We start from the raw sequence: 10,585 nt of genomic DNA, 5'->3' as shown, positions 1-10,585 counted from the left end.
ATACGAAGCGTTCGCGGTCGACACACATATTCGCCGCCACGCTGCCCATGGATTGCGGTTCCGCGCAGGAAATTCCGCCGTGAAGAAGTCCGAAGGGCTGGCGCGTGCGTTCGTCGATCTCGAAACGGGCCTCGAGCATATCGTCGCTGAAGTCCGTATAGACCATTCCGAGCCGCGAAATCATGTCGCGATCGTTGACCGCATTCAGTTGCTCCAGACTCATGGGTTCGTGCCAGTATTTCGACATCCGCTGTCTCCTGTTTCATCGGGTCATGTTGCTCGTGCATAGTACAGGCCACACATCTGCAACGAATCAGAGGACAGGCAATGGCCTTCAATACAGAAGACGGTCCCGGCGTGCATGCCGAGGTGCCCAACGAGACCCGCGGCTTCATCTTCAACCACACCATGGTGCGCGTGGTCGACCCCGAGGCCTCGCTGGCTTTCTATACCAAGGTCTTCGGCATGCGTCTGCTACGCAAGGTGGATATGCCGGAAGGCGAATTCACCCTTTATTTTCTGGCCTGTACAGGCGACGACGACGTGCCGGAAGATCAGGATGCGAGAGCGAAGTACGTTAACGGCCGGCAAGGCGTGCTCGAGCTCACCCACAACTGGGGCACCGAGAAAGACCCGCAGGCGCGCTATCACAACGGCAACGAAGAGCCTCAGGGCTATGGCCATATCTGCTTCACCGTGCCGGATCTACAGGCCGCCTGCGAGTGGATGGACGCCAACGGCGTGACGTTCAAGAAACGCCCGTCAGACGGCCGTATGAGCCATATCGCCTTCGTGCTCGACCCCGATGGCTATTGGATCGAACTGGTCGGCCGCAAGTAGGAACGGCGACCCGCAGCTGCCGGCATCGCCGGCAGCTGTATCCAGACCTGCGGGCACACGGCAACGCGGGCTCCAGGCAACAAAAAACCCGCGCTATGGCGGGTTGAATGGTGGGCCGTGCAGGATTCGAACCTGCGACCAATTGATTAAAAGTCAACTGCTCTACCAACTGAGCTAACGGCCCGTATTGGCCGCGCATCATACCCGATTCTTTTCGGAAAATCAGCGCCCCGATTGATAAATTGTCGGATCGGCGACACCTGCCTGCGCAAAACCCGCGCGTCGCAGCTGGCACGCGTCACAACGCCCACAGGCACGGCCCTGCGCGTCGGCCTGATAACAGGACACCGTGCGCGCATAGTCCACGCCCAGCGCGACACCCTGGCGGATGATTTCAGCCTTGCTCAAATCGATTAGCGGCGTCTCGATGGAAACCCGGTTGCCGTCCTGTACGGCGGCCTTCGTAGCGAGCGCGGCCATGCGCTCGAACGCATGGATGAATTCGGGACGGCAGTCCGGATAGCCCGAATAATCCACGGCGTTCACGCCGATATAGATGGCCTGTGCGCCAAGTACCTCGGCCCAGCCAAGCGCTATGGACAGAAAAACCGTGTTCCGTGCCGGCACATAGGTCGAGGGAATGCCCTCGCCGCCGGCATCGGGCACATCGATCGCTGGATCGGTGAGCGCGGAGCCGCCCATGCCGTCGAAGTCCAGCCGCACGCATTTGTGCTCGACGATCCAGTCGTGTTCGCTGACATACGCTCGAGCCGCTGCCAGTTCTGCCGTATGGCGCTGACCGTAGTCGAAGCTCAGCGCGTAGCACTCATGGCCGTCGGCATACGCCTTGGCGAGGCAGGTGGTGGAATCCAGGCCGCCAGAAAAAAGGACGACCGCGCGTTTGCGTCTCGGCTGGCTCATAATCGAAGGTCAGTTGATTAGCGGCGCAAGCCGCTCGCGAGTCTGCAACGCCGTGCATGGCGCCTGGCAATCCGCCCGGCTGCACAAGATCGCAACGGGCGCTAAGAGCAAGCGATCAAGAGACAATTGCTGCAGCGACGAAGTGTATGCCCTCGGATCAGCCGGACCAACGCGAGGCGGATTGAGTATTTCGCCTGTCAGAAAGGCCTGCCGCACGATTCGGTAGTGCGCGGCGGCATTGGCGGGCAAAATGCCGGCGCGGTCTGTCGCGCCGGCTGACGTAATACCGCTAGCCGTCGATGCCCTGAAGGCGCTTGCGCGCCATCTCGGCCACGTTGCTGTCGGGATACTGATCGACGACCCGCTTGAGCGTGCCGTAGGCGTTGTCCGTTTCGCCACGCTCGTCCTGAATCACGCCGATCTTGTAAAGCGAGCCCGGGACCTTGCTGCTGGCACGAAAACGGTTGACCACCGTCTGGAAGGCCTCCAGCGCGGCATCGTAGTTGCGCTTGACGTAGTTCGCCTCGCCCAGCCAATACCATGCGTTGTCGCTGTACGTGCTTTCCGGGTTCTGTTCCAGAAAACCCTTGAACGCGCCGATCGCGGCGTCGTAATCGCCGGATTTGAGCTTGTCGAAGGCGGCCGTATAGGCCTTTTCGACTGCCGGATCCTGGCTGGAACTACTGTAATCGGACTGTCCGCTGGACGCCCCACTGTCGCCTGCGGCGCCGCCGGCTGAGCCGCCGCCGCCCTCGACGGCGCTCAGACGCTTGTCGAGGTTCTCGTAGAGATCGCGCTGGCCCTGCTCGTTCTGGCGCAGCTGATACTTGAGCGTATCGACCTGCCCCTGCAGATCGCGAACTTCGGACTGAAGCCGCTGGACCGTCTGAAACAGCGAGAACAGGTTCGGACCACCGTTGTTATCGGCCTGGGCGAGCATGATCTGCTGATTCTGTGCGGCGTCCGCCGATGCGGCCGACGCCGGCCGGGAGGTGATCCCGGCCGACGCGGACACGGCAAACGTCACGAGTGCTATCGGTAGTGCGTGACGCATGATGGCTACTTACTTGGTGTAGATGAACTCGACGCGACGGTTCTTCGAATAGGCCGACTCGTTCGAACCCAGCTCGGCCGGACGCTCTTCGCCGAACGACAGGGTCGACAACTGGCTCGAGCTGGCGCCCGACAGCTGCAGCGCCTGCTGCACGGACTCGGCACGACGCTCGCCCAGGGCGACGTTGTATTCACGCGTGCCGCGTTCGTCGGTATGGCCTTCCAGACGCAGCTTGACGTTCGGATGCTGGCTCAGATAACGGCCATGGGCCTGAATCGCCTGCGAGAAGCGCGAAGGAATCGCACTCTGGTCGAGATCGAAGTAGATGATACGGGTCGACAGCGGGTTGTTCGGATCCATGAACATGGCCCGGTCGGCCGGGTCGATGCCTTCGAGCCCGCGCACGTCGATGTCGCGCCCGGAGTTCATGCCCATGCCCTGGTCGTCCTGGCCACCCATGCCAGCAGCCGGCAGGTCATCGCCATCGCGCAGGTTCTTCTTGCCGCCGCAGGCCGCGAGTACCAGCATGGCCGCAACGAGTACGGCTATCAGCGAAAATCGCTGCCCCATTTTCAACGTCATTTTATTCATTTTTCAAAAGCTCCTTGTGAACAGGTCGGCTCGGAATCATCCGAGCCTTTTCTTTAACGAATTGATCGACGGTATCAATAACCCAGCGGACCCCAGGCCGGCTCGCGCACTTCGCCACTCTGGGAAAGACGCGATCGGGTCTGGCCGTCCGTGGATACCGTGGCCAATTCGTTGTTGCGGCCCTGGCGGGCATAGATGATGGCTTGGCCGTTCGGCGCGAAATCCGGGCCGTCGTCGAGCGGGCCTTCGCTTACGATACGGATATTATTGTTCTGCAGGTCCATAACTGCAATACGGAAACCGTTGCCGCTTTTCTGAACCATCGCGACTTCACCGCCATCCGGCGAATAGGTCGCGCGCTGGTTGCTGTCGCCTTCGAACGTCAGGCGTTGGACCTGGCTGCCATCGCTACGCATCTGATAGACCTGCGGCTTGCCGCCACGATCGGATGTGAAGGCGATACGGCTGCCGTCGGGCGACCAGCTGGCTTCCGTGTCGATGGCGCCGTTATTGGTCAGCTGGGTAAGCTGATTGGTGGTCAGATCGTAGCTGTAGATATCCGGATTGCCGCGATACGACAGCGTCATCGCCAGTTTTCGCCCGTCCGGCGACCAGGCCGGCGCGCCGTTAATACCTTCGCGCGACGAAATCTCGCGGATATTGCCGGTGGCCAGATCCTGCACCCGCAGGCTGCTGCGACCGCGGTTGATATCGAAGGCCACATAGGCCAGCTTGGAGCCGTCCGGCGACCAGGCCGGCGACATGATCGGATCGCGCGATGAATACACGGTCGCCGGGTTGTTGCCGTCGTAGTCGGATACGATCAGGCGATAGCGTAGGGCGCCGTTCTCCTTCGCCATGGTGATATAGGCGATCCGCGAGAGGAAGTATCCCTTCTCGCCCACGAATTTCTCGTAGATCAGGTTGGCCACGGTATGCGCGGCATCGCGCAGTTCGTTACGCCCGGCGTTGATCTGAAAGCTTGCGATCGAACGGCCCTGATAGACATCCAGCAGATCGAAGGTGATCCGGTAACCGCCCTGCCCGTTGGGCGCGGCCGAGCCGACCACGAGATTATCCACCGAGGAGCTGCGCCAGGTCTGGTAGTTCACCTGGTCGGCGCTGCTCGGCGTTTCGGCCATGTTGCGGCGTTCGGTGACGTCGAACAGGCCGGTGGACTTCAGATCGTCGCTGGCCACCTGAGCCACGTCGACCGGCAGCGCACCGCCGCTGCTGCCAAACGGCGAAATCGCGATCGGTATCGCGCTCTGTGCGCTGTCGGTGATGTCGACCTGCAGCGCAGCCTGGGCCGGCGCCGATGCCATTGCCGCCAGCACGATCAGGGCGGCGAGCGCCGCTTGGGTTCTAACGAGAATTTGTTTCATTGATCCGGCTCGAAATTGAACTCGATTTCAGAAGAAAAGACGCTGTCCGACGGGGCCCGCGGCAACGGGTCGGATTTGCGAATCGCCTGTTCCACCGAGCGATCCACTGCCGCGCTTCCACAGGATCCGAGCAGACGAAAGCCCGTGATCTGGCCACCGGGCAACTGTTTCACCCGTACTTTACAGGAAATATTGCGCGCGCCCGGCGGACGCACCCAGTTCGACTCCACACGATCCTTGATCGCTTGAACATAAGCACCCAGCGCCCGTGAATTCGCTGCGTTGCGGCGCCCCGCAGCCTCCTGCTGCATCGCTTCACGCATGGCTGCTTCACGTGCTGCCTGCTCGGCCGCTGCCTGGCGCTGGGCCTCGGCACGGGCCTTGCGCGCGGCTTCTTCGCGTGCCTGCTTTTCCGCCTCGGCCTTGCGCTGGGCTTCGGCTTTGGCCTGCGCCTCGGCTTCGGCCTTCTTCTTGGCCTCGGCCTGCGCCTTGGCCTTGCGCTCGGCTTCGGCCTTGGCTTTGCGCTCGGCTTCGGCCTGCGCCTGTTTCTCGGCCTCGGCCTTCTTGCGCGCTGCTTCGGCCTCTGCCTTGCGCTGGGCTTCGGCTTTCGCCTTGGCCTCGGCTTCGGCCTTTTTCTTTGCTTCAGCCTGTGCCTTGGCCTTGCGTTCGGCTTCCGCCTTGGCTTTACGTTCGGCCTCGGCTTTCGCGTTGCGTTCCGCCTCGGCTTTCTTCTGTGCCTGGGCCTTGGCCTCGGCTTCACGCGCGGCTTTTGCATCGGCTTCGCGCTTGGCCTTGGCCGCGGCCGCGGCTTCTTCCTTGGCCTGGCGGTCGCTTTCCGCTTTCTCGCGCGCAGCCTTGGCCTCGGCAGCCTGTTTCTTCTCTGCCGCTGCCTTCTGCTCGGCTGCGCTGTCGTCTTCCGGCTCGGGCTCAGGCTCAGGCTCGGCTTCAGCGGGCGGCGCCTCCGGCGCGGAGGCCGGCGAAACCGCGTCCGGCATGTCCGTACTCACCGAATCCGGATTGATCACGGAGGCGTTGACGATCTTCTGGCCATGATTGCCCCGCGACGAGGCGTCGGTGACGAAGTTCACGCCCACGATCAGCAGCAGCGCAATCAGCACGTGCAGGCCGATCGCGAGGATTACCGCGCGCCAGTTCTCGGCGAATCCCTGCCACATTGTCAGCGTTCGCTCGTGCTGTCGTCGTCGATATTATCGGTGAGCAGCCCCACCTGCGACGCGCCCGCGCGCTGTAGCATCACCATGCCGCGTACCACGTTGCCGTAGCTGCCGGAGCCGTCGCCGCGCACCGCCACCGGTGCCTCGGGCCGTTCGCGAATCACGCGCGAGGCGATATCGGTCACTTCGTCGCTGGACAAGGGCTGGTCTGGGTTAGCGCCGACGTTGAGATACAGCTGGCCGTCCTGGGTGACCGAGAGCACGATCGGATCGTTGTCCTCGGTATCCAGTACCTGGGCAGAAGCGTCCGGCAGGTCGACTTCCACACCGGTGGTCAACAACGGTGCGGTGACCATGAAGATGATCAGCAGCACGAGCATGACGTCGATATAAGGCACGACGTTGATCTCGCTGGCCAGCCGACGTTTTCCTCGAATAGACATAGTCAGTAGTTCCGAAGACAGGCGGCAGGATTAAAGCTCGGGCGGCGTACGCGCGGGTTCCGGCGCCGGGCGGGGTTTGTCCTGCGCGGCCCGCGGCGCGGGCGTGGCGGCATTCACGCCGCGCTCGACGATGCCGGACATCTCTTCCATGAAGGTCTGAAAGCGATTCTCGATGAAGTCGACCTTGTTGCTGAAGAAGTTGTAGGCCACGACCGCCGGGATGGCCGCGAACAGGCCCATGGCGGTGGCGATCAGCGCTTCGGCAATACCGGGGGCAACCATCGACAGGCTGGCCTGTTTGACGTTACCGAGGGCAATGAAGGCGCTCATGATGCCCCACACGGTGCCGAACAGGCCCACATAGGGGCTGATCGAGCCGATCGTCGCCAGCACGGCCAGGCCGCGTTCGAGGCGTTCGAGTTCCCGCGACAGAGCCACGCGCATGGCGCGCTGGACCGACGGCACGATTTCCTGCGGACTCGCACTGCCGGTGCTGCGCTGACGACGCAGCTCGTCGTAGCCGTTCTTGAACAACGACGGCATGCCGCGGCTGGTGTCGGCCTGGGCCTGGGTTTCGGCGTAGATATCCTTGAGGTTGCCGCCCGACCAGAAACGATCCTCGAACCATTCCATGTCGTTCTGGGTCTGGCTGAGCAGGCGTCGTTTGCTGAAGATGAGGATCCAGGACACAACGGATGCCAACAACAACGCAAGCATGACGAGTTTGACGAGCAGGCTTGCCTGCATGACCAGCCCCCACAGGGACATGTCCGTCGCAACGTTCATTGCATCTCCTTTTGCAATAACTCCGGCAGCGCACAGGGCCGGAAATCGTGGATTCTGACACACGCCACGGTGAATCGTGCCTGAATAAGCACGGTTTTTTCGCGGCGAATGGTCTGCTCGAAAATGATGCGGGCACGCCGCTGTTCGGCTACCGTCGTGAGCACTTCGATATCGTCGTCCAGACGTGCCGGCTGCTTGAACTGAAGCTTGGCGTCGGCCAGCGTGAATGCGATGCCGTGGCTATCGGCGAGGCTGCGATGGCTGTGCCCCTGGGCCTCCAGCCACAGGGTGCGCGCGCGCTCGAGGTACTTCAGATAGTTGGCGTGATAGACCACGCCGCTGGCATCGGTGTCCTCGTAGAACACGCGTACCCGGTAGCGCATGGCGGTTTGCTCCAAGGTCTGCGTGTCAGTCATCGCCGGGCATCGGGTTGAACAGGTCCGCCGCGCCGGTATCCCGGCCGGCCGGCTGCGCCAGACCGAAGTGACGATAGCTGGCCTGGGTGGCCAGACGGCCACGGGGCGTGCGCATCATGAAGCCCTGCTGGATCAGATAGGGCTCGATGACGTCCTCGATCGTTTCGCGTGCTTCGCCGATCGCGGCCGCGAGGCTTTCCACGCCGACCGGGCCGCCGTCGAACTTTTCGAGCAGCGCGCCAAGGAGCTTGCGGTCCATGATGTCGAAACCGTTGTCGTCCACCTTGAGCATGTCCATGGCCTGGCGTGCCACGGCATGGCTGATACGCCCGTCGGCGCGGACTTCGGCATAGTCGCGTACGCGCCGCAGCAGGCGATTGGCCACGCGCGGCGTGCCCCGGGCGCGGCGTGCGATCTCGGCTGCGCCTGCCTCGTCGATCGACACCTCGAGAATGGCGGCCGAACGGGTGACGATATGCCCCAGGTCGGTGTGCGAATAGAACTCCAGGCGCTGGGCGATACCGAAACGATCGCGCAGCGGCGAGGTCAGCGCGCCGGCGCGGGTGGTCGCACCCACCAGGGTGAAGGCCGGCAGGTCGAGCTTGATTGAACGCGCGGCCGGACCTTCGCCGATGACGATATCGATCTGGTAGTCCTCGAGCGCGGGATAAAGCACTTCCTCGACCACCGGCGACAGGCGGTGGATTTCGTCGATGAACAGTACGTCGTTGGGCTCGAGATTGGTCAGCAAGGCGGCCAGATCGCCCGGGCGTTCCAGCACCGGGCCCGAGGTCTGGCGAAAGCCGACCTGCATTTCATTGGCGATGACGTGCGCGAGCGTGGTCTTGCCCAGACCCGGCGGTCCGAAGATCAGTACATGGTCGAGCGCTTCGCCACGTGCCCGGGCCGCGCTGACGAATATCTCCATCTGTTCGCGTACGCTGGCCTGGCCGATGTATTCGGCCAGCCCGCGCGGGCGCAGGGCGCGGTCGAAACGCACCTCGTCGCCCTGGGTACTGGCGCCGATCAGCCGTTGTGCGTCTTCCATGTCAGCGCACCGCCCGGCGCAGGGCTTCGCGAATCAGGGCTTCGCTGTCCATGCCCTCGGCGTCGATGCCCTTGAGCAACCGGTCCGATTCAGCCGGCTTGTAGCCCAGCGAAGTCAACGCCTGGCGGGCGATCGACTGCACGTCGCCAACGCCGGCTTCGCTGCTGGCCGCCGGGGCCAGCGCCGGCGCGATCGCGGTGCCGGAGAGCTTGTCGCGCATTTCCACCAGCAGGCGCGCCGCAGTCTTCTTGCCCACCCCCGGCAGCCCGGTCAGCCGCGCGGCATCGTCGGCTTCGATGGTGGCCACGAAATCCGCCACGCTCATACCCGAGAGTACGGTCAACGCGAGCTTGGCGCCGACACCGGAAACCTTGATCAACTCCCGAAACAAGCTGCGTTCGTCGGCAGTGGCGAAACCGTAGAGCAGCATGGCGTCTTCGCGCACCACCATCTGCGTGAGCAGCGTGACTTCGCCGTGGCTGGCGTTGTCGCCGGGCCGCCGGCCCTCGCCGAGGGCGAAGAAGGTCGACAGCGGCGCTTCGACTTCATAGCCGACCCCGCCCACGTCGATGACCAGCCGCGGCGGCTGTTTTTCGATGATGCGTCCGCGTAATTGCCCGATCATGCCCGGCGGCCCGTTGTGTTGGCAGCGATCTTCATACGTGCGGCGCTGCGACTGTGGTGGATATGGCATACCGCCACGCCCGCCGCATCGGCCGCGTCGGCCTGCAAGGTGGCATCCACGCCCAGCAGCACGCGCACCATGTGCTGGATCTGCTTCTTGTCGGCATGGCCCCGCCCCACGATCGCCTGCTTGATCTGGGTCGGCGTGTACTCCGATACGGGCAGGCCGTTCGCAGCGCCTGCACAGATCGCCGCGCCGCGGGCCTGTCCCAGCTTGAGCGCGCTCGCGGCGTTGCGCGACACGAACACATCCTCGATTGCCATTTCGTCGGGACGATACTCGTTGATGACCGCGCTCAGTCGTTCGAAGATAAGGCCCAGCCGTACAGGGAAAGCCACCCGCGGCAGGCGGATACAGTCGATGACGATGGAGCGCGGCTGTGCCCCGCCCTCGATCACCGCAAAGCCGGTGACCGTGGACCCCGGATCGATCCCGAGAATACGTGCCATGCCGCCGTCAGGCCGGGGCGTCGGCAAGGGTTTCTGCGTCCAGCTCGACGTTGCTATAGACGTTCTGTACGTCGTCCAGGTCCTCGAGCGCATCGAGCAGCTTGAGGCAGCTCTGTGCGTCCTCGCCCTGGAGCTCGACAGTCGTTGCCGGGCGCATGGTCACATCGGCGGCATCGGGGGCAAAACCGGCTGCTTCCACCGCCGCCTTGACCTGCGTGTAGTCGTCGGGCGCGGTGAGTACGTCGAAGGAGCCGTCCTCGTATTCGACCAGATCTTCGGCGCCGGCATCCAGCGCCGGCGCGAGCACGTCTTCGTCGTCGTTGTCCGGGCCGTAGGTGAGTACGCCCTTGCGATCGAACAGATAGGCCACCGACCCATCGGCGCCCAGATTGCCGCCGTTGCGGTTGAAGGTGTAACGCACCTCGGAAACCGTCCGGTTCTTGTTGTCGGTCATGCAGTCGACCATGATCGCGACGCCATTGGGGCCGTAACCTTCGTAGCGAATCTCTTCGTAGTTGTCGCCCTGCCCGTCGCCGGTGCCGCGCTTGACCGCCCGTTCGATATTGTCCTTGGGCATGTTGGCGGCAAGCGCCTTGTCCCAGGCCAGCCGCAGACGCGGGTTATCGTTCGGATCGCCGCCGCCCATACGGGCAGCCACCGTGATCTCGCGAATGATCTTGGTGAAAATCTTACCGCGCTTCTTGTCCTGGGCGTTCTTGCGGTGCTGAATATTCGCCCATTTACTATGGCCTGCCATAATGCCTCGTGGTTGCGCTGCAAACCGTGCCGGGA

General features: G+C 63.2%; 14 protein-coding genes and 1 tRNA gene. 1 reads left to right on the top strand and 14 read right to left on the bottom strand.

Annotated features, from left to right (window positions below):
- Positions 1-223: hotdog fold thioesterase (locus tag ABNU97_RS04310; protein WP_348765517.1), on the bottom strand; the 223-nt coding region annotated here is incomplete at its 3' end.
- Positions 224-327: 104 nt separating this feature from the next.
- Here ABNU97_RS04310 and gloA point away from each other — a divergent pair.
- The gene (gloA, locus tag ABNU97_RS04305; protein ID WP_348765516.1) at positions 328-840 is read left to right on the top strand and encodes a lactoylglutathione lyase; all 513 of its coding nucleotides are present in this window, start codon (positions 328-330) and stop codon (positions 838-840) included.
- 108 nt (positions 841-948) lie between these two features.
- Here gloA and ABNU97_RS04300 read toward each other — a convergent pair.
- The 13 genes from ABNU97_RS04300 to ABNU97_RS04240 all read right to left on the bottom strand — a co-directional run bounded on the left by ABNU97_RS04300 (position 949) and on the right by ABNU97_RS04240 (position 10,550).
- Positions 949-1,024: transfer RNA gene (locus tag ABNU97_RS04300), tRNA-Lys, on the bottom strand.
- A 38-nt stretch (positions 1,025-1,062) separates the two neighbouring features.
- Positions 1,063-1,761, bottom strand: a complete 699-nt coding sequence (gene queC / locus ABNU97_RS04295) for a 7-cyano-7-deazaguanine synthase QueC (protein WP_348765515.1) — start codon at positions 1,759-1,761, stop codon at positions 1,063-1,065.
- Positions 1,762-2,050: 289 nt separating this feature from the next.
- Positions 2,051-2,815 (bottom strand): tol-pal system protein YbgF, encoded by a 765-nt coding sequence (ybgF, locus tag ABNU97_RS04290; protein ID WP_348765514.1) that lies wholly within the window; start codon positions 2,813-2,815, stop codon positions 2,051-2,053.
- A 9-nt stretch (positions 2,816-2,824) separates the two neighbouring features.
- Complete coding sequence (gene pal, locus ABNU97_RS04285) at positions 2,825-3,406, bottom strand: peptidoglycan-associated lipoprotein Pal (protein ID WP_348765513.1); 582 nt, start codon at positions 3,404-3,406, stop codon at positions 2,825-2,827.
- Between the two features lie 74 nt (positions 3,407-3,480).
- Positions 3,481-4,791: a Tol-Pal system beta propeller repeat protein TolB gene (gene tolB, locus ABNU97_RS04280; RefSeq protein ID WP_348765512.1), complete on the bottom strand. Its 1,311-nt coding sequence runs from the start codon at positions 4,789-4,791 to the stop codon at positions 3,481-3,483.
- Complete coding sequence (tolA, locus tag ABNU97_RS04275) at positions 4,788-5,966, bottom strand: cell envelope integrity protein TolA (RefSeq protein ID WP_348765511.1); 1,179 nt, start codon at positions 5,964-5,966, stop codon at positions 4,788-4,790. The genes tolB and tolA overlap by 4 nt, the downstream gene beginning before the upstream one ends.
- 2 nt (positions 5,967-5,968) lie before the next feature.
- A complete protein-coding gene (tolR, locus tag ABNU97_RS04270) occupies positions 5,969-6,409 on the bottom strand; it encodes a protein TolR (protein ID WP_348765510.1) in 441 nt (146 codons plus the stop codon).
- 30 nt (positions 6,410-6,439) lie between these two features.
- On the bottom strand, positions 6,440-7,195 hold the full coding sequence (gene tolQ, locus ABNU97_RS04265; protein WP_348765509.1) for a protein TolQ: 756 nt from the start codon (positions 7,193-7,195) through the stop codon (positions 6,440-6,442).
- Positions 7,192-7,611 (bottom strand): tol-pal system-associated acyl-CoA thioesterase, encoded by a 420-nt coding sequence (ybgC, locus tag ABNU97_RS04260; protein ID WP_348765508.1) that lies wholly within the window; start codon positions 7,609-7,611, stop codon positions 7,192-7,194. The genes tolQ and ybgC overlap by 4 nt, the downstream gene beginning before the upstream one ends.
- Positions 7,604-8,659: a Holliday junction branch migration DNA helicase RuvB gene (gene ruvB, locus ABNU97_RS04255; protein WP_348765507.1), complete on the bottom strand. Its 1,056-nt coding sequence runs from the start codon at positions 8,657-8,659 to the stop codon at positions 7,604-7,606. The genes ybgC and ruvB overlap by 8 nt, the downstream gene beginning before the upstream one ends.
- A gap of 1 nt (position 8,660) precedes the next feature.
- Positions 8,661-9,284, bottom strand: coding sequence for a Holliday junction branch migration protein RuvA (gene ruvA / locus ABNU97_RS04250; protein WP_293625022.1), 624 nt, complete (start codon positions 9,282-9,284; stop codon positions 8,661-8,663).
- Entirely contained in the window at positions 9,281-9,793 is a 513-nt protein-coding gene (gene ruvC, locus ABNU97_RS04245) for a crossover junction endodeoxyribonuclease RuvC (protein ID WP_348765506.1), read from the bottom strand. The genes ruvA and ruvC overlap by 4 nt, the downstream gene beginning before the upstream one ends.
- Positions 9,794-9,800: 7 nt before the next feature.
- A complete protein-coding gene (locus ABNU97_RS04240) occupies positions 9,801-10,550 on the bottom strand; it encodes a YebC/PmpR family DNA-binding transcriptional regulator (protein WP_348765505.1) in 750 nt (249 codons plus the stop codon).
- Between the last annotated feature and the right edge of the window lie 35 nt (positions 10,551-10,585).

This window comes from uncultured Salinisphaera sp. (genome assembly GCF_964012375.1).
Classification (GTDB): Bacteria; Pseudomonadota; Gammaproteobacteria; order Nevskiales; family Salinisphaeraceae; genus Salinisphaera.
The sequence above is the reverse complement of the archived record's forward strand: the minus strand, read 5'-3'. Positions and strand labels throughout refer to the sequence as shown.